The organism is Nocardia sp. alder85J (assembly GCF_020176955.2).
Classification (GTDB): domain Bacteria; phylum Actinomycetota; class Actinomycetes; order Mycobacteriales; family Mycobacteriaceae; genus Nocardia.
Genome location: NZ_JAIUCZ020000002.1, coordinates 57,305 through 80,846 on the forward strand (window position 1 = coordinate 57,305; position 23,542 = coordinate 80,846).

Annotated in this window: 20 protein-coding genes; 14 read left to right on the top strand and 6 right to left on the bottom strand. The window is 68.4% G+C overall.

Features of this window, described 5'->3' with window-relative positions; all coding sequences use genetic code 11:
• The first annotated feature begins 432 nt into the window (after window positions 1-432).
• The 10 genes from LBW94_RS06780 to yidC all read left to right on the top strand — a co-directional run bounded on the left by LBW94_RS06780 (window position 433) and on the right by yidC (window position 10,414).
• Complete coding sequence (locus LBW94_RS06780; protein WP_225057339.1) at window positions 433-1,278, top strand: MlaE family ABC transporter permease; 846 nt, start codon at window positions 433-435, stop codon at window positions 1,276-1,278.
• A 1-nt stretch (window position 1,279) separates the two neighbouring features.
• Complete coding sequence (locus LBW94_RS06785) at window positions 1,280-2,146, top strand: MlaE family ABC transporter permease (protein WP_225057340.1); 867 nt, start codon at window positions 1,280-1,282, stop codon at window positions 2,144-2,146.
• A gap of 4 nt (window positions 2,147-2,150) precedes the next feature.
• Window positions 2,151-3,176 carry an MlaD family protein gene (locus tag LBW94_RS06790; RefSeq protein WP_225057341.1) on the top strand — a complete coding sequence of 342 codons (1,026 nt, stop codon included), beginning with the start codon at window positions 2,151-2,153 and terminating at the stop codon, window positions 3,174-3,176.
• Complete coding sequence (locus tag LBW94_RS06795) at window positions 3,173-5,245, top strand: MCE family protein (protein ID WP_225057342.1); 2,073 nt, start codon at window positions 3,173-3,175, stop codon at window positions 5,243-5,245. Before LBW94_RS06790 ends, LBW94_RS06795 begins: the two co-directional genes overlap by 4 nt.
• On the top strand, window positions 5,245-6,342 hold the full coding sequence (locus LBW94_RS06800) for an MlaD family protein (RefSeq protein WP_225057343.1): 1,098 nt from the start codon (window positions 5,245-5,247) through the stop codon (window positions 6,340-6,342). Before LBW94_RS06795 ends, LBW94_RS06800 begins: the two co-directional genes overlap by 1 nt.
• Window positions 6,339-7,403: an MlaD family protein gene (locus tag LBW94_RS06805; protein ID WP_225057344.1), complete on the top strand. Its 1,065-nt coding sequence runs from the start codon at window positions 6,339-6,341 to the stop codon at window positions 7,401-7,403. Before LBW94_RS06800 ends, LBW94_RS06805 begins: the two co-directional genes overlap by 4 nt.
• Window positions 7,400-8,359 (top strand): MlaD family protein, encoded by a 960-nt coding sequence (locus tag LBW94_RS06810; RefSeq protein ID WP_225057345.1) that lies wholly within the window; start codon window positions 7,400-7,402, stop codon window positions 8,357-8,359. Before LBW94_RS06805 ends, LBW94_RS06810 begins: the two co-directional genes overlap by 4 nt.
• 15 nt (window positions 8,360-8,374) lie before the next feature.
• Window positions 8,375-8,992: a hypothetical protein gene (locus tag LBW94_RS06815; RefSeq protein WP_225057346.1), complete on the top strand. Its 618-nt coding sequence runs from the start codon at window positions 8,375-8,377 to the stop codon at window positions 8,990-8,992.
• 202 nt (window positions 8,993-9,194) lie between these two features.
• The gene (locus LBW94_RS06820) at window positions 9,195-9,491 is read left to right on the top strand and encodes a DUF6412 domain-containing protein (RefSeq protein WP_225057347.1); all 297 of its coding nucleotides are present in this window, start codon (window positions 9,195-9,197) and stop codon (window positions 9,489-9,491) included.
• Between the two features lie 89 nt (window positions 9,492-9,580).
• A complete protein-coding gene (gene yidC / locus LBW94_RS06825) occupies window positions 9,581-10,414 on the top strand; it encodes a membrane protein insertase YidC (RefSeq protein ID WP_225057348.1) in 834 nt (277 codons plus the stop codon).
• A gap of 36 nt (window positions 10,415-10,450) precedes the next feature.
• Here yidC and LBW94_RS06830 read toward each other — a convergent pair whose 3' ends face one another.
• Window positions 10,451-10,786: a hypothetical protein gene (locus LBW94_RS06830; protein ID WP_225057349.1), complete on the bottom strand. Its 336-nt coding sequence runs from the start codon at window positions 10,784-10,786 to the stop codon at window positions 10,451-10,453.
• A gap of 332 nt (window positions 10,787-11,118) precedes the next feature.
• Here LBW94_RS06830 and LBW94_RS06835 point away from each other — a divergent pair, with 332 nt between their 5' ends.
• A complete protein-coding gene (locus tag LBW94_RS06835) occupies window positions 11,119-12,180 on the top strand; it encodes a Fic family protein (protein WP_225057350.1) in 1,062 nt (353 codons plus the stop codon).
• Here the strand turns inward: LBW94_RS06835 and LBW94_RS06840 are convergent.
• On the bottom strand, window positions 12,167-12,682 hold the full coding sequence (locus tag LBW94_RS06840; protein WP_225057351.1) for a hypothetical protein: 516 nt from the start codon (window positions 12,680-12,682) through the stop codon (window positions 12,167-12,169). The two genes, LBW94_RS06835 and LBW94_RS06840, sit on opposite strands and share 14 nt — an antisense overlap.
• Window positions 12,683-12,862: 180 nt before the next feature.
• Complete coding sequence (locus LBW94_RS06845) at window positions 12,863-13,516, bottom strand: class II aldolase/adducin family protein (protein WP_225057352.1); 654 nt, start codon at window positions 13,514-13,516, stop codon at window positions 12,863-12,865.
• A 432-nt stretch (window positions 13,517-13,948) separates the two neighbouring features.
• Between LBW94_RS06845 and LBW94_RS06850 the strand changes: the two genes are divergently transcribed.
• Window positions 13,949-14,695, top strand: coding sequence for an SDR family NAD(P)-dependent oxidoreductase (locus LBW94_RS06850; RefSeq protein ID WP_225057353.1), 747 nt, complete (start codon window positions 13,949-13,951; stop codon window positions 14,693-14,695).
• Between the two features lie 16 nt (window positions 14,696-14,711).
• Here LBW94_RS06850 and ctaD read toward each other — a convergent pair whose 3' ends face one another.
• Window positions 14,712-16,475, bottom strand: coding sequence for a cytochrome c oxidase subunit I (gene ctaD, locus LBW94_RS06855; protein WP_225057354.1), 1,764 nt, complete (start codon window positions 16,473-16,475; stop codon window positions 14,712-14,714).
• 281 nt (window positions 16,476-16,756) lie between these two features.
• Here ctaD and LBW94_RS06860 point away from each other — a divergent pair, with 281 nt between their 5' ends.
• Window positions 16,757-19,372, top strand: coding sequence for an ATP-dependent Clp protease ATP-binding subunit (locus LBW94_RS06860; RefSeq protein ID WP_323137797.1), 2,616 nt, complete (start codon window positions 16,757-16,759; stop codon window positions 19,370-19,372).
• Window positions 19,373-19,443: 71 nt separating this feature from the next.
• Here LBW94_RS06860 and LBW94_RS06865 read toward each other — a convergent pair whose 3' ends face one another.
• Complete coding sequence (locus tag LBW94_RS06865) at window positions 19,444-20,697, bottom strand: CaiB/BaiF CoA transferase family protein (protein WP_225057355.1); 1,254 nt, start codon at window positions 20,695-20,697, stop codon at window positions 19,444-19,446.
• A 224-nt stretch (window positions 20,698-20,921) separates the two neighbouring features.
• On the opposite strand from LBW94_RS06865, the gene LBW94_RS06870 reads away from it, so the two are divergent.
• Entirely contained in the window at window positions 20,922-21,362 is a 441-nt protein-coding gene (locus tag LBW94_RS06870) for a DUF4189 domain-containing protein (RefSeq protein WP_225057356.1), read from the top strand.
• A 6-nt stretch (window positions 21,363-21,368) separates the two neighbouring features.
• Here LBW94_RS06870 and LBW94_RS06875 read toward each other — a convergent pair whose 3' ends face one another.
• Window positions 21,369-23,420: a hypothetical protein gene (locus LBW94_RS06875; RefSeq protein ID WP_225057357.1), complete on the bottom strand. Its 2,052-nt coding sequence runs from the start codon at window positions 23,418-23,420 to the stop codon at window positions 21,369-21,371.
• Window positions 23,421-23,542: the final 122 nt, after the last annotated feature.

Below are 23,542 nucleotides of genomic sequence, written 5' to 3' on the forward strand. Positions count from 1 at the left end.
TCTTTGGTGAACCTACGGGGCCGGGGGTGTCCGGGCTCGGTCGATCGGTGTCCGATATCCGGCCGGGCATCGGGGTGCGGTTCGTCCCGCAGGGTCTCCGTAGGTTGCCGCCCTCGGCCTCCGGGCCCCGCGGTCGAGCCCGAACGGGTCGGTAGGGAACCGGATATCGGTCGGCCGCGAAGGGTGACGCAGATCATCTTGATAGCTGACAGCTCTTGATTTAGCGGCATATCACCTGATAGAGAATCAGAATTCCAGTAAGTTACCGGCGAGTTCAGGAAGCCTCCGGGGGCATTCTGTGAGGTGTATCTCACACCGTGATCGACTTTACTGTTACCAATGGTCACCGATAGCTTCGTGGTGGCAGTGTCGCCGATCACGAAAGAGTTCCGCCTTGACGCCCGAGACCCACCCCGCACACCGGAGTTGCGTATGGCGCCGGTGACTCGGGTCCGCTCGAGCGCATCGGCAGTGCGTATCGTCCGCAGAAATTTCTCCGCAACCATCCTGTCGTCGCTGCGTACCTTCGGCCGGGCGGTCGACATCGCCCGCGGGTCGGTGTTCGGCGCCCTCGGTGACATCGCGCGCGGGCGTTTCCAGTGGCGGGAAGCGGTGCTGCAAGCCTGGCGGCTGGTGACGGTGACGGCGATTCCGGCCGTGCTCATCGCCATTCCGTTCGGTGTCATCGTCTCCGTCCAGGTCGGCAACCTCATCCACACCCTCGGCGCGGACTCGCTGCTGGGCGCCACCGGCGGACTCGGGGTGATCAAACAGGGCGCCCCGCTGGCCACCGGCTTCCTGCTCGGCGGCGCGGGTGCCGCCGCGATCGCCGCGGATCTGGGGGCGCGCACCATCCGCGAGGAGATCGACGCGCTGAACACCATGGGTATCAGCCCGATCCACCGGCTGGTGATCCCGCGGCTGGCGGCGATGCTGTTCGTCGCGCCGCTGCTCAACATCCTGATCATCTTCGTGGGCATCGTCGCCGGGTACGCCGTCGCCGTGGGCGGCCGGCACGTCACCCCCGGCAGCTACTGGGCCACGTTCGGCTCGTTCACCACCACCGCCGACGTGTGGGTCTCGCTGCTGAAGGCGGTGCTGTTCGGCTTCATCGTGGTGGTCGTCGCCTGCCAGCGCGGGTTGGAGGCCAAGGGCGGCCCGCGCGGGGTGGCCGACTCGGTCAACGCGGCGGTGGTGCTGTCGGTGGTCTCGATCGTGGTGGTGAATCTGGGGATCACCCAGGTCGTCGAGATGTTCCTGCCGACGAGGCTGGTGTGAGATGACCGTCTCCGCCTACCGTCCCAAGGGGCTGGCCTGGGCCGGCCGCCTCTACCGGCGCCGGGGCCTGGTCCTGGCGCGCGTCGAGGGACTCGGCTTCGTGCTCGCCTTCGTGTGGCAGGTGTTGTCGTCGATTCCGGTGACGCTCCAGCGATATCGCGCCGAGACGCTGCGCATCATCTCCGATATGACCTGGGGCCGCGGTTCGGTCATCGTCGGCGGCGGCACCGTGCCGATGATGATCGTGCTGGGCCTGGTGATGGGTGCCTCGGTCGCGGTGGAATCGTTCACCCTGCTGAACCTGCTCGGTATGGGCCCGGTCACCGGCCTGGTCTCCGCCTACACCACCACCCGGGAACTGGCCCCGATCATCGCGGCCATCGGATTCGCCGCGCAGGCCGGTTGCCGCATCACCGCCGAGATCGGCTCCATGCGGATCTCCGAGGAAATAGACGCGATCGAATGCCTGGGGTTGCGCTCGGTGCCGTTCGTGGTCACCACCCGGGTCATCTCCGGCGCCATCGCGATCGTGCCGACCTTCCTGATCGGGCTGATCCTGTCGTACTTCGCCTGCCGGGGCCTGATCACCGTGGTGCACGGGCAGTCCGCGGGGGTCTACGACCACTACTTCTTCCAATTCGTGTCCGGATTCGACGTGATCGCCGCGGTGCTCAAGGTCACCGTGTTCGCCACCGTCGTGATCCTGATCCACAGCTACTACGGCTTCTTCGCCACCGGTGGCCCCGAAGGTGTGGGGATCGCGTCCGGGCGCGCGGTGCGGGCGTCGTCGGTGGCGATCATCGCGCTGGACATGGTGCTCACCCTGCTGTTCTGGGGTGTCGATTCGACCGTCACGTTCACGGGGTAGCGCGATGCCTGGTTACGGAATGCCCGGAGTGGCCGTCGACAAGCGCCGCTCGCTGATCGTGGGGACCGTCGCGATCGCCGTCGTGGTGGCGGTGGCGGCCGCGGTGACCCTGTATCGCCATGTGCGCACCGATGATTCGCTGCGCATCGCGCTACACACCGAGCAGATCGGCGACGGGGTGCTGGCCGGGACCCCGGTGCGGGTGGACGGCGTGCAGGTGGGGACCGTCACCGGCATCACCCCCGACGACGGCGGCACCCAGCGAATCACCTTGCGGCTGGACCCTTCTCAACTGCACGGCATCGACGACAGTCTGCGGGTCGACTACGCGCCCGCGAACCTGTTCGGAATCAGCGAGATCGAACTGCGGCGCGGTTCCGGTGGTGCGCCGCTGCGCGCGGGCGGCGTCGTGGACCTGACCGGCGACCGGTCCGCCGCGGTCTACGACGCCACCATGGGCAATCTGCTGCGCGGCCTGTCGCGGACCGGGGACGCGCTGCTGACACCGCAACTGGCCACCGTGATCTCGCAGCTCTCCGGGGATGTGCGGGCCTTCACTCCGCTGGTGCAGGCGATCGTCTCCGTCGCCCAGACCATCACCGACAACCAGCGGATGCCGGCCTCGGAGCTGGTGGGCCGGCTCGGGCCCGCCTTCGCCGGCGGCGGGCAGTTCGCGGGCGCCACCATCCAGGTCCTGGATCTGCTGCGCAACATCCCACGGCTGCAACAGGATCGGCCGGACTACGACGCCGGGGTCTCGGTGCTCACCGGGCAGCTGCTGCCCGGGCTGGCGACCTTCGCCGGGGAGGCCGGAACGCAATTGTCCGGCGCCACCGACGCTCTCGCGCCGATCCTGACGATGCTGGCCCGAATGGTGCCGCAGCCGCGGCAATCCGGCGCCGACCTCGCCGAACTGCTGCGCCGGCTGGGCGCGGCGTTGCCGGACACCCCGAACGGGCCGGTGCTGAACACCGAGATCGACGTGCGCGGGGTTCCGGTGCTGGCGCCGCTGCTGGGAGGCGCCCGATGAAGACGACCGCGGCGCTGTGGCGGCTGGTGCTGTTCGCGGTGGTGATGATCCTCGTGCTGACCATGGTGTTCACCGCGATCAAGCGGCCGGTGTCCGGCCCCACCGAGGCGCACGACGCGCTGTTCACCGACGCCAACGGGCTGAAGGTGGGCGACGACGTGCGCATGTACGGGGTGCAGGTCGGCAAGGTCGGCGGTGTGCGGCTGGACGGCACGCTGGCCCGGGTCCGCCTGTCGCTGAAGACCGACACGCCCGTCTACGACAACTCGAAGCTGGCGATCCGCTACCAGAACCTCACCGGACAGCGGTATGTCGACCTGCAACAGCAGGACCACCCCGGCGCGCGGCTGGCCGCGGGGACCACCGTCGGTATCGAGCGCACCGTGCCGTCCTTCGACGTGACCAGCATGTTCAACGGGCTGAAGCCGGTGCTGGCCACCATCTCCCCGGAGGAGATCAACCAGTTCAGCGCCAGCATGGTCGCGCTGATCGAGGGCGACGGCAGCGGGGTCGGACCGGCGCTGGACGCCATCGAGAAGCTCGCCTCCTACGTGGACGACCGGCAGCAGGTGATCGGCACCCTGATCCACAACATGTCCGACCTGTCCGACAAGGTGGGCGGCCGGGTGCACTATCTGGTGCCGTTGCTGGCCCGGCTCACCGACGTGTTCCAGGGATTGCAGCGCAACATCGGCGGGCTGGCGCAGTTCGCGATGGCCGCGCCGTCGGTGCTGGGCCCGCTGGACAGTCTCTTCACCGCGCTCGGCCTGGACACCGGCAGTGATGTGGACGCGTTGATCCGCAAGGTGTTCCCCGATCCGCAGGAGGCGGTCGACGTGTTCGGCAAACTGCCCGGCCTGCTGGCCGGTGTCGACGCGGCCACCCCGCACGGGCCGGCGGGCTGGAAACCGCAGTGCCGCAAGGGTGCCGCGGACGTGCCGCCGGTGGTGCAGGTGCTGGTCGCCGGTGGTGCAGGTGCTGGTCGCCGGGCAGCAGGTGGCGATATGCAACGGATGAGCCTGTTCCGCAAGGGATCCGGCCGGCATGCCGACGGGGCCGCGCAGGCGGCCCGCGCGCAGCGCCGGGAGCTGCGGCTCGGCCTGATCGGCGCCGCACTGGTATTGGTGTGCGCGGTCGCGGCGGGCGTGCTGTACGTGGTGCCGTTCGGCAAGAAGACCTACACCGCCGAACTGTCCGAGGCGCAGTCGGTGCAGGCGGGAGACGACATCCGGGTGGCCGGGATCGTGGTCGGCGCGGTGAAATCGCTGGAGCTGAAACCGGATCGGGTGGTCATGCGGTTCACCGTCGACTCGTGGGTGTTCGTGGGCGACGAATCGTCGCTGGATGTGCGGATGCTCACCGTGGTCGGCGGCCACTACGTGGCGTTGTTCCCCTCCGGGGGTAAACCGCTGGGCGGCAAGGCGATTCCGCTGGAGCGGGTACGGCTGCCGTACAGCCTCACCCAGACCTTCCAGGACGCGATCCGGCCGTTGCAGACCATCGACGGGAACACCCTGCGGCGCAATCTGTCCGCGCTGGACTCCTCGATCCAGCAGGCGCCGGACGCGCTGCGGACCACGCTGGACACGCTGAACACCTATGTCGACGCGCTGAACCGGCAGCGCACCCAGGTGTCGAACGCCCTCGAGGTCGCCGACGAGTACGTCACCATGTACGACGGCGCCAAAACCGATCTGGGCCGGTTGATGGACAGCGTCAACCTGCTGGAGACCGTGCTCGAGGACAAGCGCGGCGAACTGCGCGAGGGCATCCGGCTGCTGCAAGCGCTGATCGACCGGCTGGCCGCGCTCGCCCCGGCCTGGAATTCGACGTTGAAACCGGATCTGCGACGGCTCACCGACGCACTGCCGCGGCTGGAACAGCTCGGCGGGCAACTGGAACCGGTGATCGGCACCGTGGCGGGTCTCCAGGACACGTTGCGGCAGTGGGCGATTCCCGGTGGCGTCACCGTCGACCAGTCCGGCCGCACGGTGACCCCGCCCGCCGGGGCCGATCCGCTCGCGGCGCTGCCCGGCGTCTGTGTGCCGGTGCCGGGGAAGGACTGCTGATGGCCGCCGCATCACTGCACCGGATGCTCGGCTCCCGGGCCTTCATGTCGATCGTGGGGGCGGTCGCGCTGGTCGCGCTCGTCGTCGTCGGCTATCTGGTGATCTTCCAGCCGGTGAAACGCACCGAGTCGTACTGCGCGATCATGCCCGACAGCATCGGGCTGTACGTGGGCAATCAGGTGACGATGCGCGGCATCCCGGTCGGCTCGGTCACCTCGATCGCCCCGCAGAACGGCGCCGTGAAGGTCGAATTCGCCGTCGCCGCGGACAAACCCGTGTACGCCGACGCGGGCGCCACGACCTTGTCCGACAGCGTCGTCGCCTCCCGGCAGCTGGCGGTGGTGACCGGCGGGCAGACCACCGGCCGCTGGAACCGCGGGCAGTGTCTCACCAAGACGTTGACCCCCAAGAGCATCACCGAAACGCTGACCGCGCTGGCACAGCTGTCGGCCCAGCTGGACGGGCCGGATCAGGACCACCCCGACGCCCTCGCCCGCGGCTTGTCGGCGCTGAACGACGCCACCTCCGGCACCGGCCCGCAGATCAACGCGATCGTGCAGAAACTCAGCGGTGCGCTGTCGTCGCCCGATGCCGACATCGCGCATCTGGCGGGCATTTTCGACGCCTTCGCCTCGGTGGCCCAGCAGGTCGAGCGGCACTGGGGCGATCTGACCACCATGCTGACCCGGCTGGCTCCGGTGCTGGACCAGGCCGCCGCCGACCTGCTCGCGCCCGGCGCGCAGATCATGGACGGGCTGCGCCAGGTGCTGCCCATGCTCAACGACCTGACCACCGCGTTCGGCGACCCGATCATGAAGGCCCTCGACGACACCGTGCCGCTGGTGAAGTTCCTGCGCGCCGATGTGGGATCGCTGGCCCAGATCATCACGATGACACCGGTTCTGGCTCAGGCGTTCCGGTCCGCCGGCGCGTCCGGGATCGGCTACGCGCCGCCGAGAGTGGCTGTCCCGCAGGCGAATGCCGATCAGGTGTGCGCGGTGGTGAACGCTCTCGCGCCGGGCCGCTGCGATGCCGCCGACGGGCTCGCGAAAGTGGATCTGGTGCCGCTGGTGCTCGCAACGGCAGGTGCGCGATGAGGATCCGGATCGGCCGCCGCTGGGTGGCGGCCACGGCCCTGGGCCTGGTGGCGGTGCTGCCGGCGGCGGGCTGCGCCTTCGACCCGTCCTCGGTCCCGATGCCCGGCACCACCGTGCCGGGGCCGACCTACCGGGTACACATCCGATTCAGCAGCGCGCTGAATCTGCCCGCCAAGGCGAAGATCATGGCCAACGGCGCCCAGGTCGGCACGGTGTCCGCGGTGTCGGTGGTACCGCCGGCCGCCGGCGCCGCCGGCTACGTGGTGGTCGCCGCCGACATCTCGAAATCCGTCCGGCTGCCGGTGAACACGGTCGCGGAGCTGCGGCAGGACACGGTGCTCGGCGACATCCACGTGGCCCTCACCACCCCCACCGACGGCTTCGGCGCGCTGCTGGCCGACGGCGGCACCATCCCGCTGGAACACACCAAACCGCCTGTGCAACTGGAGGACACGATGGCGGCTGTCGCCACCTTCACCCAGGGCGGCGCGGTGTCCCAGTTGCAGGACATCATCGGCAAGCTGAACGCCGTGCTGCCGCGCGACCCCGCCGACACCGCGCGCATCTCGCGCACCCTCGGCGGCGACGCGGTGGATCTGGCGGCCCATCTCGATCAGGTCGACGCGCTGTTGAACGGCATCGCCTCGAATGCCGAAGTGCTGCACGACATCCGGCCCCAGCTGGACGACATCCTCAGTCAGCGTTCGGTGGACGAGCTGAACGGCATCGCCGCCTCGGTGGTCGGCGTCGCCGGAATCTTCGGCGCCCTGGGGCCGGTCGGCGCCTCGCTGGCCTGGCTGGGTCCGCTGCTGGGCAGCGCCGACGGGGCCGTGCAGGCGTTCGTGCCGCTGGTGGCCGGTGCGCGGCCGCTGGACCTGAGCCGCCCGTCGAATCTGCAAGCACTGCTGGAGTTGTTGCGCGACAGGGTCATTCCCTTCGTCGAGCACGGACCGAAGGTGAACGTCACCGGTATCCGCACCGATGACGCGGCCGCGGTCTCGACACAGGACCAGACCGACGGCATGGTCGCCACACTGCGCATGATCGGGGTGGTGCGATGATCAAGCCCGGCACCCTCGCCTCCCTCGGCGGCATCGCCGCGATCACCGTCGTCGGCGCGAGCTATCTGACCTTCGGTGTGGTGCGCGCCGATCCGTTCGCCGACTACACCCGCGCCACCATGGTGCTCACCGATTCCGGTGGGCTGGGCGCCGGTTCGCCGGTGCTGCTCACCGGCATCGAGGTCGGCCGGATCACCACCGTCCGGCACACCGCCGCCGGGGTGGAGGTCGGCCTCCGGATCGCCGCCGACCGCCACGTCCCCACCGACAGCACCGTCACCATCGAGCACCTGTCCGCCCTCGGCGAGCCCTACGTGGAATTCCGTTCCCGCACCGGCGCCGGGCCGTACCTGCGCGACGGGCAGCGCCTCGAGACCGCGAACGTCCGTATGCCGCTGTCGATTCCGGCGGTGGCGCGGCTGGTCGCGAAGACGATCGACCAGCTGGATCCGGCCGTGGTCGGCTCCCTGGTCGGCACCGCCGGCCAGGCGCTCACCGGCACCGACGCCGCCATCCCGAACCTGGCCCGCTCCGGTGATCTGCTGGCCGCCGCCATCATGAGCCGCAGCCCGCGAATCGGCGATCTGCTCAACAGTTTCCAGGCCGCCGCGGCCGACATCGACTGGGCGGGACCGGCGACCAGTGCCGCGGCCCCCGCCTTCGTGCACTTCACCCGGACTCTGGACGATCTGGTCGCCGCCGTCGGCCGCCTGGTCGACGCCCAGCCGCCGCAGACCTACACCGGCGGCAGCGGCCTGGTCCCGTTCCTCGGCAAGCTGACCGACGCGCTGCACCAACTCGGCCCCGAGCTGAAATCCCTGACCCCGGCGCTGCAACCACTGGCCGACGCCGCGACCACCGCCGCCCCGAACCTGGATATTTCCGCCCTGATCACGCAGGCACTCGACGACGTCACCCCCGACGGCGCCGTGCGGCTGCGGGTCACCGTCAAATAGAACTGGAGGACTCCGATGTCGGACGACATGGGAACCGAACCGGAGCGGGCAGTCGACGCGGCGGGGACCGTCGAGTCCTCCGTTTCGGAAAGCCCGGCTGTCGGCGCTCCGCGCACGGTATCGCTGCGCCTGTCGACCGTGCTGACCGCCGTCGTCGTGGTAGCGCTGGTGGCGGTGTCGGTGACCTTCGGCGGACTGTGGCTGTCCGCCCGCGGGCACCTGCACGACCGCGACGCCGCCCAAGCGGCCGACCAGCACGCCGAACAGGTCGCCACCGACTACGCGGTCGGGGCGTCCACCATCAACTACCAGGACGTGAACACCTGGATCGGCAAGCTGAAGGCCAACACCAGCCCACAGCTGTCCACCAAGTTCGACGCCACCGGCCCCAAACTGCAACAGATCCTGGTCCCGTTGCAGTGGACCTCCAGCGCCACCCCGATCGCCTCCACGGTGATCAGCAAGGACAACGGCGTCTACAGGGTCGACGTATTCCTCAACGTCACCTCCACCAGCGCCCAGACCCCCGACGGCGCTCAGACCACCGTCACCTACACGGTGAACGTGGATCCCGGCAGCGGATGGAAGGTCACCGACGTGGGTGGGATGGCGGGGGCGCTGCCCAAGCAGTGAACCGGGCCCGGGGCAGCTGCCGGTGATCGAGTGCGACCGGCCGGAACTCGCCCCCGAGGCGACCGGCGGCCGAGCCGAGCCCGGCCGTCGCCGGCCCGGAGTTCGGCTATCGCCCAATCGATTACCGGACGATTCCGGCGCTGTGGCGTGTCGAACGGTTCACGCGGACGGCCGTGCGCAGCGGGCGAGTACGCTCGACCCCATGATGACCCGGATCCGATCGGCGGCGCTGATGCTCTGCGCGATGATCGTATCCGGCTGGGCGGCCGTCCTGTTGCCCGCCAGCGAGCCGAACGCCTTGCTCGCGATGAGCGCCGCGGCCCTGCTCGCACTGGCCGTCGCCGCCGCACAACCGCACCGTATGACCCCGCTACCGGTGGCAGTGTGCACCGGTCCGCCGGGGTCGGCGCAGCGCCGCCGCCGCGGATCCTTTCTACGACAGAGCAATCCGGACACCGCAGGTCGCGCGCGACCCCGGGCGCCGGGCCGCGAAGGCTGAGCACGTCCGCGTGACGTGATCGGCGAACCCGCTGCCCCCGTTCACTTCTCACCCGCCGCCCGGGTGCTTCCCCGACGAGGTGTCGTCCCATGCTCGATTTCGTCTACTATCCGGTGTCCGCCGTCCTGTGGTTGTGGCACACCGCCTTCGCCGCCTTGTTCGGCGCCGCCAGCGGGCTGTCCTGGGCGCTGGCGATCATCGCCCTGGTCGTCACCCTGCGCGCCGCCCTCTACCGCCCGTTCCTCGCCCAGGTGAAGTTCTCCCGCACGATGGCGATCATGCAACCGCAGATGAAGCGGTTGCAGGCCGAATTCGCCGACGACCGCGAACGTCTGACCGCCGAGGTCCGGAAACTCCAGCAACAACACGAGTTCAGCGTGCTCCGCGCCTTCACCCCCATGCTGGTGCAACTCCTGATCTTCCTGGGCCTCTACCACGTCCTGCGCTCCTTCGACCGCACCGGCCCGATGACCAACCTGCTGTTCGGCACCACCGCCCGCTCGGCCCCGGCCCCGATCACCGCGAACTACGTCTTCTCCGCCGACCAGGTGCAATCCTTCCTGCACGCGAAGATCCTCTCCGCCCCCCTCACCGCAACCCTGGCCATCTCCACCGGCACCTTCGGCGCCCTCGCCGCAGTCGCCCTGCCCCTCATAGCGATAGCCGCCTTCGCCACCCACTCCACCGCCCGCGCCGCCGCCACCCGCCAGCTGACCACCACCCCCCAAACTCGCCTGATCACCTGGATGACGCTGTGGCTGTTCCCGCTCGGCACCATCGTCGCCGGCCTGGTGATGCCGATCGGCATCCTGATCTACTTCGCCACCAGCAACACCTGGACCTTCGCGCAGCAGTATTGGGTCCACCGGAGGTTGGGGCCGGTGTCGGAAGCGGTGCCGGTGGTGGAGCCGCAGGAGGACTGAGCGAGCGAGCAGCCCTCTCGGAGACGATGCCGCGGCTCAGGCTTCGTTCATGGGATCAGCGACCAGATATTCCTTCAGTAGCACCGCACCCGGCTCGAGATCGGGGAATTCCCGTTCAGCCGGCGCGCTGAGGAACGTGATTTTGATGTAGGTATCCGGATCCAGTCCGGCGAAGGGAGACAGCGAGAACCGCTGCTTCAGCCCGAAGCCGTCGTACCACTCGATCTCCATGTCCGCACTGCCGCTGACACCGAACTCGTTGGTGAGGTTGGCCAGAGTAGGAGGATTCGGCACGTCCTCGGTCAGTCGCAGGAAGTGACTGTCGGAGCCGGGACCACTCACTTCGGCGACGATCTGAATCTTGGTGATCAACGCAGTGTTCCTTTGCATCGTGCCGGGGCGAACGAATGTAGCCCGGTCTCACCGAACACCTGGGTGCCCGCGCTTCACGGGCACCCAGGCTGCTCATCCTCGGTCAGGAGTAGCCGAGCAGCACACGCTGTTCGAGCCCGCCGCAGTTCTCGATACCCCAGACCGAACCATCGGAGTATTTCTGCCGCGCAGTACGGCCCCGGTCCCACTGGAGGCCCGCCCCACGTGGCGGGCCGGGCTGTCGGAACGATCATTCGGCCGGGGCTTGCGCGAGTTTCGTTGTGCCGTAAGCGGTCCGCGCGATCACCGCGCGCACGGCGTCCTGTTGTCCGGTGTACCGCCGACTCGACGAGGCGTTGTCCGAGCTGAACGAGCGCTTCGGTGGACTACCGAATCCCAAAGAGGCACAGTCGATCTGGGATGACATCTGGCATCTGGAAGCCCACCATTCGACGGCGCTCGAAGGCAACACGCTCGTAATGCGGGAGGTGCAGGCGCTTCTCGATGAGGGGCGCGCCGTGGGATCGAAGCCGCTGGCGGAATACAACGAGGTTCGGGGGTACGCCGACGCTGCGAAGTGGGTGTATCGCCAGGCGCTGGAGCCTGACGAGTGGCACGACGGTCATCTGATCACGATCACCGAGATTCGGCGGATCCATCACATGGCCATGACTCCGGTGTGGGATGTGGCGCCACACCCCGAGGCGACCGAGCGGGAACAGCCCGGAAGTATCCGGGAGCACGACATCCATCCGTTCTCGGCGGGTATGAAACCCCCCAGTTGGCCGCTGGTGCCGGAACAAATTCAGCAGTGGGTCGAGGATGTCTGTCGACTGGGGGAGGCTATCGGCACCGGTGCCTTGCCGCCTGCGCCGCTACCTCAGGAATTGGCGCGAATACACAATCGATTCGAGTGCATCCATCCGTTTCTCGATGGTAACGGCCGAACCGGTCGCCTTGTACTGAACTTGGTGCTCGTCCGGCTCGGTTATCCTCCTGTGGTCATCTTCAAACGTCAACGGAACGCCTATCTGGCGGCACTTCAGAGAGCGGACATCGCCGACTACGGTGCGCTGGGAGAATTGATCGCGCGCGCGATGTACGACAATCTCGTCCGCTTCATCGTGCCGAATGTGGCAGGCCCGGCCCGGATGGTTCCGTTGGCTTCGCTTGCCGACTCGGAATTTTCGCTTGCCGCGCTGCGCCAAGCTGCGCAGCGGGGCCGACTGGATGCCGTCCAGGGTGGCGACGGCATATGGCTGAGCCCGGAAGGCGGTCGAAGATTACCGCAGGACGAGGCATCGGCCGAAATGAACGGGACATTTCCTGCGATGCGAGCGGCCGGTGCGAGGCACCGGCCGCTCGGCGGGGGATCGGCGTTCAGCGGGGTGTGACCGCTCGGGTGCAGCCCGGGGCGAGGTGTTCACCGCTCCCGGTCCGGGCGTGCTCGCCGATCGGCGCGCCCGGGTCGCCGGGGTGGGTGGCGACCACCGCGGCGACGGTGAGGATCTGGTCCAGATCGACACCGGCGGCGGCCAGCCGGGCGATGATGCCCAGGCGCCGCTCCGGGCCGTCCGGGCGGATCGCCACCTCGAACTTGCCCCGTTGCGCGACAAAGACACGCGACTGCGTGTCGTACCGCATGGGCAGTCCGTCGCGCATGGCCCGGTAGGCGTCCACGTCCAGGTTCCGGTCTCGTTCCGGATCGATCATCAGAGTGGCGATATGCCGCTCTGCCTGCTCGATCAGGATCGGCCCGGCCTGGCCGAAGTACCGAGCCCGCTGTGCCACCCGTTCCCGATATTCCGAGACGGGGCCACGCAGCAGCTCCCGGTGCCGGTCGGCCACGGTGGCCAGCCGGTCATCGGCATCGGACGTCGAGTACAGCTCGGACATGTGAACACGCCTTTCGTGTGGTTGCTGATTACTTTGTGGTGCAACCTGATCGGCGTCCGATGGTCATGAGTGTGCCAGAGGGGTACGACACATTTCGGTGGTGCGTATCGGTGCAGGTGAATGGGTATTTCCGGGGGTTCCCGGGTTGGTCGACGGTGGCCGGATGGTCGCGGTGCGGGCCTACACGGGTTTCGTGGTGCCGTATGCCGTCCGCGCGATCACCGCGCGCACGGCGTCCTGTTGTGCGGCCGACAGTGCTCGTGGTGTCCCGATCGCGTGGGCGTCGAGGTAGATCCCGCAGGCCCATTCCAGCAACTCGGTGTGTTCCACCGCTTGGCGCAGGGTGGCGCCGACGGTGACGGCACCGTGGTTGGACAGCAGGGCCGCGCTCCGGTCCACCAGCGAATCACGAACGGCGGCAGCCAATTCCGGGGTGCCGAACGGGAAGAACGGGACCACGGGAGTGGCGCCGCCCAGCGGCAGTTGCTGGTAGTGGATCACCGGTAACTCGTCGCACACCAAACCCACCGCGATCGAGTGCGGCGCATGGGTGTGCACGATCGCGCCCACCGGGAATTCGCGGTACACCCCGAGATGCAGCTCCAGTTCGGAGGTGGGCGCCAGCCGGCCCGACACCACCGTCCCGTCCGGATCGACCACGGTGACTTCCTCCGCGGTCATCTCACCGAGCACCGTCCCGGTCGCGGTCACCGCCACCAGCTCCCCGGCCCGCACACTCACATTCCCGGCGGTCCCGATCAACAACCCCGCCGCTGCCAGTTCCCGGCACGCCGCCGCCACCTCGGCCCGCTCGGCCGCCGCGATACCCGACATGGGGTGAGCCTACGAGGTGATGTTTTCCACGGGATCGCGGCCACGGTGACCGGCTCGGCGGAAACCGGGGAATGCCAGGCTCGCTTTCAAGATCGAAAACGTCGGGTCACCAGCCTGTCGGCCCGCTTTCGACAATGTCTACGACGGCTTGCTCGACGGGGACGAGACGACCGTGCGCGCGCCGTTCGGCGCCGGCCTGGCTGCGGCACCCGCAATTCGAAGCCGGCTACACCAGCGTCGGGCTGAAGGCCGAGCATGGCCTCTCGGCGAGTTGGGTCCAGGGCAGCAGTGGCACTCGATATCACCTGACCGCTGCTCGAGGTTGCCTCCGCGCGGGCGGGATTTCGATCTGCCGGCGTCCTACCCTCGTCCGATCCCGGTGTGGTGGCGTAGATTCGTCCGGTTCACGATCGGTGGAGAGTGGGAGAGACGATGGCGCGGCGTGCGGTGGTCAGCGGCGGTGGTACCGGTATCGGTAAGGCGGTGGCCCGCCGGCTGGCTTCCGACGGCGACGAGGTCGTCATCGTCGGCCGCCGTATTGCGGTACTGGAAGCCGCTGCGGCGCGGATCAATACCGAGATCGGGGCCGATCGTGTCGACATTGCGGTCGCGGATCTGACCGTACCCGAGGAGGTTCGGGCGGTAGTCGAGCGAATCACCGCGTCCGGCCACGGTATCGACGTGGTGATCAACAATGCTGGGGGCAATCCGGCGGCCGGGCAGGGTGATCTCGGCGCGATCGCCGAGGCATATCTCGAGTCCTACCGGTTGAATGTCGTGACCGCTGTGCTGCTCACCGAGGCCTTGCTGCCGCATGTCACCCGGTCCGGGGGCCGGATCGTCTCGATCAGTTCGATTGCCGCGCTGCGGGGTGCGGGCGCCTACGGCGCGGCGAAGGCCGCGCTGCACGGTTGGGCGCTGGGGCTGGCGCAGCGGCTCGCGCCGGAGGGCATCACGGTCAATGTGGTCGCTCCCGGCTTCGTGCCCGACACCGAATTCTGGTCCGAGCGGCTCACTCCGGAGCTGGCGGCCGATCGGATCGCGCAGATCCCGCTCGGCCGGGCCGGTACGCCGGAGGAAATCGCCGCGGGCGTCGCGCATCTCGCCTCGGCCGAGGCGGCCTGGACCACCGGTCAGATCCTCCAGATCAACGGCGGCACCCTGCTCGGCCGGGGCTGAGTGGCGCTGATTCCTGTCACACCGTGGGTTCCGCACCCTCCGCTGCGACTTCCGCGACGGCGGTGGACCCGGCGGGGCTCGGGTGCGGCGTACCCCAGCCCGCATGCGCCTCGGATCGCATCCGCGCCACCATGTGCGGGTAATGCAGCTCGAATGCCGGTCGCTCGGAACGGATTCGGGGCAGTTCGTAGAAGTTGTGGCGGGGTGGTGGGCAGGTGGTGGCCCATTCCAGGGAGTTGCCGTAGCCCCAGGGGTCGTCGGCGGTGGCGAGTTCGCCGTAGCGGTAGCTCTTGAAGACGTTCCAGACGAAAGTGATCATCGACAGGCCCAGGATGAAGGAGCCGATGGTGGAAATCGTGTTGAGCGTGGTGAATCCGTCCGAGGGCAGGTAGTCCGCGTAGCGGCGGGGCATGCCCTCGGCCCCGAGCCAGTGCTGCACCAGGAAGGTGGTGTGGAAGCCGAGGAAGGTGGTCCAGAAGTGGACCCGGCCCAGACGTTCGTCGAGGTAGCGGCCGGTCATCTTCGGGAACCAGAAGTAGATGCCGCCGAAGGTGGCGAACACGATGGTGCCGAACAGCACGTAGTGGAAGTGGGCGACCACGAAATACGTGTCGGAGACGTGGAAATCGATCGGCGGGCTGGCCAGGATCACCCCGGACAGGCCGCCGAACAGGAAGGTCACGATGAAGCCCAGGGCCCACAGCATCGGCGTCTCGAAGGTGAGCGTGCCGCGCCACATGGTGCCGATCCAGTTGAAGAACTTCACGCCGGTGGGCACCGCGATCAGGAACGTCATGAACGAGAAGTACGGCAGCAGAACGGCTCCCGTCGCATACATGTGGTGGGCCCAGACCGCGATCGACAGCGCCGCGATGGCCAGCGTCGCGTATACCAGTGTGGTGTAACCGAACAGCGGTTTGCGGCTGAACACCGGCAGGATCTCGGTGATGATCCCGAAGAACGGCAACGCGACGATGTACACCTCGGGATGCCCGAAATACCAGAACAGATGCTGGAACAGCAATGTCCCGCCGGTGGCGGGATCGTAGATGTGCCCGCCCAGGTGCCGGTCGACGGCCAGCGCCATCAGCGCCGCGGTGAGGATTGGGAAGGCAAGCAGCACAAGCACACTGGTGACCGCGATATTCCAGGTGAAGATCGGCATCCGGAACAGCGTCATGCCGGGGCAGCGCAGGCAGACCACGGTGGTGAGCATATTCACCCCGCCCAGGATGGTGCCGACGCCGGACACCGCGACGCCCATGATCCACAGATCCGCGCCGACCCCGGGGGAGTGTGCGGCCTCGCTGAGCGGCGTGTAGGCGGTCCAGCCGAAATCGGCGGCGCCGCCGGGGGAGACGAAGCCCGCCGTCGCGATCGCCGCGCCGAACAGGTACAGCCAGTAACTCAGCGCATTGAGCCGCGGGAAGGCCACATCGGGGGCGCCGATCTGCAACGGCAGCACACAATTGGCGAATCCGAACACGATCGGCGTCGCATAGAACAGCAGCATGATCGTGCCGTGCATGGTGAACAGCTGGTTGAACTGCTCCGGTGACAGGAACTGCAATCCGGGCCGGGCCAGCTCGGTGCGCATCAGCAGCGCCATCAGGCCGCCGATCAGGAAGAACGCGATCGAGGTGACGATGTACATCACGCCGAGCAGCTTGGGATCGGTGGTGGTGATCACGTCCCAGATGTAGGCGCCCTTCGGCCGGCGCCGGGCAGGATACGGCCGGGTGGATTCGGGCGCCGGTCCGGTCGGCGGTGCTGTGGTCACGGATCCTCCTCCACTCGGATCCCCGCTTTCCGGGCACCGCACTGTGGTTCGTGTCCAACGACTTTCGAGTGTGGCACCGGAGAAAGATCAAGTGGTGGGAATGACGCGCGCCGCCGTCGCCGCCGGCCGTCGGCCGAGGTCGCGGTTGGATCACGATCGCAGGCGCGGCAGGTGGGGGCGAGAGTACGGTGTCAGAGATAGCTGGAGATTCGCCACTTTCCGTGGTTCCGGCATTTCCGCGTGTGTGCCGGATCAGCCGCCGACGACCTGACGAGGTGGACATGACCGCAGCATGGCCGGGATCCTTCGGATCGTTCGACGACATCTTCAGCCGGTTCTTCGGACCGGGGATGTCCGCGCAGCCCCCGGTGCAGCGCATCGACGTCGGCCGCCTGCTCAGCGACAACGCGAAGGCGGTCGTCGCCAAGGCCCGCGACGCGGCCACGGAATGGGGTAACGCGGAGATCACTCCCGAGCATCTGCTGTACGCGGCCACCCAGATCCAGCCGTCGCGCAGCGTCATCTCCCGGCTCGATCTGGATCCGGACAAGGTGGGTGCGCAGATGCGCAGCGCCGCCGGCAGCGGTCAGGCCACGGCGACCACCGCCGAGGGCGGGGTGGTGCTCAGCCCCGCCGCGAAACTCGCCCTGCGCAACGCGCAGCGCAGCGCCGCCGAGGCGGGCAGCAGCTATATCGGGCCGGAACATCTGCTGGTCGGATTCGCCGAGAATCCGGAGACGCCCGCCGCGCAGGCGCTGGCCGGGGCCAAACTGCCGGTCACGGAGGGGCAGCGCAAACCCAGCGACACCCCGACCCTGGACGAATACGGCCGCGACCTCACCGCCGAAGCCCGCGCCGGCAAGGTCGACCCGGTGGTCGGCCGGGCTCAGGAGATCGAGCAGACCGTGGAGATCCTGTCCCGGCGCCGCAAGAACAACCCGGTGCTGATCGGTGACCCGGGCGTCGGCAAGACCGCGATCGTGGAGGGCCTGGCGCAGCGCATCGTCAACGGCGACGTCCCCAGCACCCTCGCCGACCGGCGCGTGGTCGCCCTCGATGTCGGCTCGCTGGTGGCGGGCAGCAAATATCGCGGCGAATTCGAGGAGCGGCTCACCAAGGTGCTGGACGAGGTGCGCGAGCACTCGGACGAACTGGTGATCTTCATCGACGAGTTGCACACCATCGTCGGCGCCGGATCCGGCGGTGAGGGCTCGATGGACGCCGGAAATCTGCTGAAGCCCGCGCTGGCCCGCGGTGAACTGCACGCGATCGGCGCCACCACCATCGACGAATACCGCAAGTACATCGAGAAGGACGCCGCGCTGGAACGCCGGTTCCAACCGGTGATGGTGTCCGAGCCGTCGGTGGGCGACACCATCGAGATCCTGCGCGGCCTGGTCGACGTGTACGAGGAGCATCACCAGGTTCGCTACGAGGACGAGGCGCTGATCGCCGCCGCCGAACTGTCCGACCGCTACATCACCGACCGGTTCATGCCCGACAAGGCGATCGACCTGGTCGACCAGGCCGGGGCCCGGGTGCGGCTGCGCACCCGCATGCCCGAACCGGATCTGCGCGAGGCCGAGGAGGAACTGGCCCGGCTGCGGCGCGAGAAGGACGCCGCGGTCGCAGGCGAGGACTACACCCGCGCCGACGAACTGAAGGCCGAGATCACCACGGCGGAGGACCGCGTCGACCACCTCGAGAACGCGGAATCGCCGACGGTGACGGTCGAGGATGTGGCCGAGGTGATCTCCCGGCAGACCGGCATCCCGGTCGCCGAACTCACCGTGGAGGAACGGGAACGACTACTGCGCCTGGAGGAAGTGTTGCACCGCCGGGTGATCGGCCAGGACGAGGCGATCGTGGCCGTCGCCGAGGCGGTCCGGCGCGCCCGTTCCGGGATGAAGGACCCGAACCGGCCGATCGGCTCGTTCCTGTTCCTCGGGCCCACCGGCGTCGGCAAGACCGAACTCGCGAAAGCGCTGGCGGAGGCGGTGTTCGGCGACGAGGACCGGATGATCCGCTTCGACATGAGCGAATTCCAGGAGAAGCACACGGTATCCCGGCTGGTCGGCGCCCCGCCCGGATACATCGGTTACGACGACGCCGCCCAGCTCACCGATCGCGTTCGCCGCCAGCCGTATTCGGTGATCCTGTTCGACGAGGTGGAGAAGGCGCACCCGGACGTGTTCAACGTGCTGCTGCAACTGCTCGACGACGGCCGGGTCACCGACGCCAAGGGCCGCACCGTCGACTTCAAGAACACCATCGTCATCATGACCAGCAACATCGGCTCCGACATGATCCTGAAAGCACCTGCGGGAGACCTTGATTCGCTGCTGCCGAAGCTGATGGAGCGGCTGCGCGGGCACTTCCGCCCGGAATTCCTCAACCGCATCGACGAGACCATCGTCTTCCACCGGCTGGACCGGGACGAACTGCGGCACATCGTGGATCTGGTGCTGGACGGCCCGCGGCGCCGGCTGCACGCCCAGGACATCGGGATGGATGTCACCGATCGGGCCCGGGACTGGCTGGCGGACAACGGCTATCAGCCCGAATTCGGCGCCCGCCCGCTGAAGCGCACGGTGCAGAAGGAACTGGAGAACCGGGTGTCGAGGCTGGTGCTCGGCGGCGAGATCGGCGACGGCGACACCCTGCGGGTGGACGCCGACGACGACGGGCTGCTGGTCGCCGCGGTATCGCCGAAGACGGGCAAACAGCAATCGGTGGCCGCGGTGCCGGGCCGGGGCGGCCAGCGGCGCGGCGGTGACTCCCGCCGCGGCGGTGGGGACGAGCCGCGCCGCAGCGACCTCGGTGCGCGTGGCAAGAAGGACTCCGCCGCAAAGGATTCCGCCGAAGCCCGCGCGGGTACTCCCGCCGCGGAACGCTGACCCGGCGCGGCCGGCGCCGGGATCGGCGGGCTCGTCGGGGGCCCGCCGATCCCCGGGCCGGCCTCGCCGGGTCAGTTCGGCCCGGTCAGCGTGTCGATCTCGGCCTCGGACATACCCAGCAGCCGTGCCAGTACCTCCCGGGTGTGTTCACCCAGATCGGGTCCGACATTGCGGATCGGCAGCGACCGCTCGCCGATCACCGGGACGATGCCCGGAAATCCGACCGACTTCGGTTCCGGCGCACCCACATCCACCGTGAAATCCTGAATCATGTTGCGCGCCTTGTACTGTTCGTCTTCGACGATATCGGCGGCGGTGTAGATCGGCCCGCACGGGATGCTCGCGGCCTCCAGGACCCGCAGCGCCTCGTCGCGGGTGCGCTCGCGCGTCCACTCCGCGATGCTCGCGTCCAGCCGTTCCCGATTGCGCCAGCGCCCGGCATTGTCGGCCAGCTCCGGATCCGCGGCCAGATCCGGCCGCTCGATCACCTGCATGTAGCGCTGGAAGATCGCATCCCCGTTGCCGCCGATGATGACACTGAGCCCGTCGGAGCACGGATAGGCGTTGCTCGGCGCGATGCCCTCCATCCGCCCGCCGACCCGTTCGCGCCGGATCCCGTACGCGAGATAGTCCGGCACCAGCGATTCCATCACCGACAGAATGGATTCGTTGAGCGCCACGTCGATGATCCGCTGCGGCAACGGGATCGGCGCGGCGGTCCGGCCACGCTGGAACAACGCCATCACGGTCCCGAACGCCGCGTAGATCCCCGCGATCGAATCGCCGATCGACACCCCCACCCGCACCGGTGGCCGATCCGGATCCCCCACCAGCTCCCGCAGCCCGCCGACCGCCTCCGCCACCGCCGCGAACCCGGCCCGCTGCGCCATCGGCCCGGTCTGCCCGTAGGCGGAGATCCGGGTGATCACCAGCTCCGGATTGGCCGCGCTGAGCGCCTCCGGCCCCAGCCCCCACTTCTCCAGCATGCCCGGCCGGAAATTCTCCAGCAGCACATCGCACTGCCGTACCAGCTCCAGCACCACCGCCCGCCCCGCCTCGGTGCGCAGATCCAGCACGATCGACTTCTTGTTCCGGTTGACCGTCCGGTACAGCATCGAGGTGTCGCCACCGTAGAGCCGCCAATTACGCAGTTCGTCGCCGGTTTTCGGCCGCTCAACCTTGATCACCTCGGCGCCGAAGTCGCCGAGGATGCGGCCGGCGGTGGGGGCCGCGATGTAGTTGCCCAACTCCAGCACCCGCACGCCTGCCAGCGGTAACGCACTGGAATCGGGCTGGGGTGCGGTGGCGTTCTGGCTGTCGGTCACGGGTGACACCCTAGTACGCTGGCCGGACCTCGGGATCGGGTGAGCCGACGGGTTCTTCGCTGGTAGTGGTCGGCTACCGCGTCACCGCCGTCTGCGACATCCCCGTCGGGCGGGGTGGGTGTGCAAGCTGCGCACAGACTGTGATATCGACATGAGTGGCGTCCGGCAGGACGAGTTCGAAACATGAAGGGGGAAGGGTGCGGACACGTATTCTCGGCACCGGCTTGACCACCGTCGCAGCGACAGCTGTCACCATGCTCGGGGCTGCGCCGGCACATGCCGACACGCTGTGGTCGGCGATCGCTCTCACTCAGACGGATGTCTACAGCTGGGGAACGGCGGCGAACGCGGGGAGTCGGCAGGAAGCGATAGACCAGGCGGAAGCCAACTGCAACAACACTATTGGGACGACGTGGATCGATACCGGCTCGGGTGGTGGCCATGCGGCCGCACATGACTGTTCGTGGGTGGTCGTGTTCCACAGCGGTGACTGCGGTGCGCTGGCAGTAGGTTACGACCTCGACTCGGATGGGCGCGCCGATACGTCCGGCAGCCGGTACTACTCGCCGGGGGTCGGCAAGTCCATCTCGGAGGCCGACTACGACGCCCTGGTGAGCAACAATGGTAACGGTGCCCGCATCGTGACATCGTTCTGTCAGGACTGATCAACGCTACGAAGGTGGCGTCAGCGCGAGGTAGGCGGTGCTCCACAGTTGTGCCGCATCGGATTCCGTGACATCGCCCGCCTGGGCGCCGAACGGAACGGGCCGGTAACGGTTTTCGTCGAAGCGCCAGCTCCACAACTCCGAATTCTGCATGTCGGGGACCGCATCGATCGATCGCCACAGGGTGCGGCGCGCGGTCTCGAGGTGCTCGCGCACCGGAGCGGGCAGATCCGCACGGTGCAACTGCCGATCCAGCCCGGCCGCGAATGCCGCCTGCACCCAGGACCATATGACCGTGCCGTGATAGTGGTGGGTCGTGAACTGTGCCTGGAGAGCGGAATCGGCGAACACGGGGTCGGCCACGACCGGACCGGCCCCGGTCATCAAGCCCAGCGGGAAGGGCCGGATCATCGCGGTGACCTCGGTATCCAGGTCCGCCGGCGCAGGTGTGCCGTAGAGCAGATCGAGCACCTCGTCGGAATGCAGCACGGGCAACGGTGTTCCGTCCGCGGTGAGCGCGAGGGCCGGGAACGAGACCGGGTCCGGGCCGAGCGCCGCCATCGCGTCCGCCACGGGGACCCCGAGGGTCTCGGCGTATGCCGCGAGGGCGGCCCGCGCCTGCTCCGGATCGATCGTGACCGTGAACAGTTTCGGCGCCTCGGCCCGCCACACCGTCGCGTGACGGGCGGCACGGGACAGCCGTGCGCGGTCGTCCGGGGTCAGATAGGGATCGAGCAGTCCGTGGTCGAGCAGCCGAGCGGTTGCCTCCAGCGCCGCCGGGACCAGCACGGCGTCGACATCGTACGGGTACCGGCCGCCGCCCAGACCGCTTGTGCTGTCCCGCCATTCACCGGCGTCACGGCCCGGTTGCAGGGCGATCAGGGTATCCGTCCCGGGCCGGTCGGCGAACGGCTCGGCGCTCGCGACGACCAGCCGGAGGTTGCGCACCAGCGCTGCCCCGATCGGCGTTCCCGGACCACTGGGCATCTCGGCATCGGAGCGCAGGAATGCCGCGGCCCTTGCCCGTGCCGTCGGCTCGTCGAGCAGATACGCGGCCGCAGTCGGCGCCAGCAGATAACTCTCGTCCACCATGCTGTAGTCGAAAATCGGTGCATCCGTGGCTTTTCCAGTCTTGTCGCGATTGGCCAGCACGGCGTACTCACCGATGCTCTCCTCGTGCGCGACCGCGCCGTCCGGAGCCAGCCGCGCGAGCACCGACCGCAACCCGGCCTCGATCGCGTCCCCGGTCAGCACCGGCGACAACAGCATCAGCGAGATCAGGGTGTCCCGCCCGAAATATGTGTCGAACCGCCACGAACCGGCCAGGAACTTCTCTCGGTAACCGAGGAATCCGAGCGTATCGATCGCACCACCGAGCTCGTGCTGCCGCCCGTTCAGCAACTGCCCGCCCGCGAGCGGCGTCAGCGGTGGCTCCCCGCTGAACGCGTCGACCCGCAGCGTGATCCGCCCGTCCGCCCCGGCGGTGATCACTCCGGCCGGGCCGAGCCGCCCGTCCAGCACCCGCATGCGCAGCAGATAACCCGGCGCACCGTCCAGCCGATCGCGTGCCCAGGTGACCGTGTCGCCCGAAACCACAGGCGCCACAGTGACTTCGGCGGGCAGTGCCCCCTTCTCCTCGTAGTCGCGCAGGATCCGGACACTGGACAGGATCCCTTGTCGTGGCCGCAACTCCGGCGCCGCGATCGACGCGACGAATTCCATACCGTGCAGCGTCCGGCCACGAGAATCGTTGTCCCGCCGCGCCTTCGGCACCTCGTGGAGTACCCATTCGGCCGGTGCGGGCAGCCGGTCGAACCATACCCCGGTCCCGCTGTCACCGGCCGGGAACGCCACCAGCAGCCGCGGCTGCGGCCCGGACCGCAACACCAAATGCCCCGCCGTGTCGCCGTCGCGGAGGAAGTAGTTGAGATTCAGGCCCTCCCGCACCTCGAACCGCGACACCGAGTCGTGCGCCCGCACCCCACATCCCGCGGTCAGGACGAGCGCTCCCACGAGCCCCGCCACCGCGATCCGGCTGCCGAACCGACCCACCGACACGAGGGCAGAGCGTAGACCTGCGATCCGGTCGCTCGGGGCAGCGTCGGTCGGCCGGGCGAGCCGTATGGTCGGGCCCGATCTCCCGGCCGTGCACCGCGATCGCGGCGGCAACGGCCGCCATT

What these genes read in the sequence shown, in the direction of transcription:
- LBW94_RS06780 (WP_225057339.1), top strand. Translation starts at nt 433, where the DNA reads ATGGCGCCGGTGACTCGGGTCCGCTCGAGCGCATCGGCAGTGCGTATC.
- LBW94_RS06785 (WP_225057340.1), top strand. Translation starts at nt 1,280, where the DNA reads ATGACCGTCTCCGCCTACCGTCCCAAGGGGCTGGCCTGGGCCGGCCGC.
- LBW94_RS06790 (WP_225057341.1), top strand. Translation starts at nt 2,151, where the DNA reads ATGCCTGGTTACGGAATGCCCGGAGTGGCCGTCGACAAGCGCCGCTCG.
- LBW94_RS06795 (WP_225057342.1), top strand. Translation starts at nt 3,173, where the DNA reads ATGAAGACGACCGCGGCGCTGTGGCGGCTGGTGCTGTTCGCGGTGGTG.
- LBW94_RS06800 (WP_225057343.1), top strand. Translation starts at nt 5,245, where the DNA reads ATGGCCGCCGCATCACTGCACCGGATGCTCGGCTCCCGGGCCTTCATG.
- LBW94_RS06805 (WP_225057344.1), top strand. Translation starts at nt 6,339, where the DNA reads ATGAGGATCCGGATCGGCCGCCGCTGGGTGGCGGCCACGGCCCTGGGC.
- LBW94_RS06810 (WP_225057345.1), top strand. Translation starts at nt 7,400, where the DNA reads ATGATCAAGCCCGGCACCCTCGCCTCCCTCGGCGGCATCGCCGCGATC.
- LBW94_RS06815 (WP_225057346.1), top strand. Translation starts at nt 8,375, where the DNA reads ATGTCGGACGACATGGGAACCGAACCGGAGCGGGCAGTCGACGCGGCG.
- LBW94_RS06820 (WP_225057347.1), top strand. Translation starts at nt 9,195, where the DNA reads ATGATGACCCGGATCCGATCGGCGGCGCTGATGCTCTGCGCGATGATC.
- yidC (WP_225057348.1), top strand. Translation starts at nt 9,581, where the DNA reads ATGCTCGATTTCGTCTACTATCCGGTGTCCGCCGTCCTGTGGTTGTGG.
- LBW94_RS06840 (WP_225057351.1), bottom strand. Translation starts at nt 12,682, where the DNA reads ATGTCCGAGCTGTACTCGACGTCCGATGCCGATGACCGGCTGGCCACC.
- LBW94_RS06845 (WP_225057352.1), bottom strand. Translation starts at nt 13,516, where the DNA reads ATGTCGGGTATCGCGGCGGCCGAGCGGGCCGAGGTGGCGGCGGCGTGC.
- LBW94_RS06850 (WP_225057353.1), top strand. Translation starts at nt 13,949, where the DNA reads ATGGCGCGGCGTGCGGTGGTCAGCGGCGGTGGTACCGGTATCGGTAAG.
- LBW94_RS06860 (WP_323137797.1), top strand. Translation starts at nt 16,757, where the DNA reads ATGACCGCAGCATGGCCGGGATCCTTCGGATCGTTCGACGACATCTTC.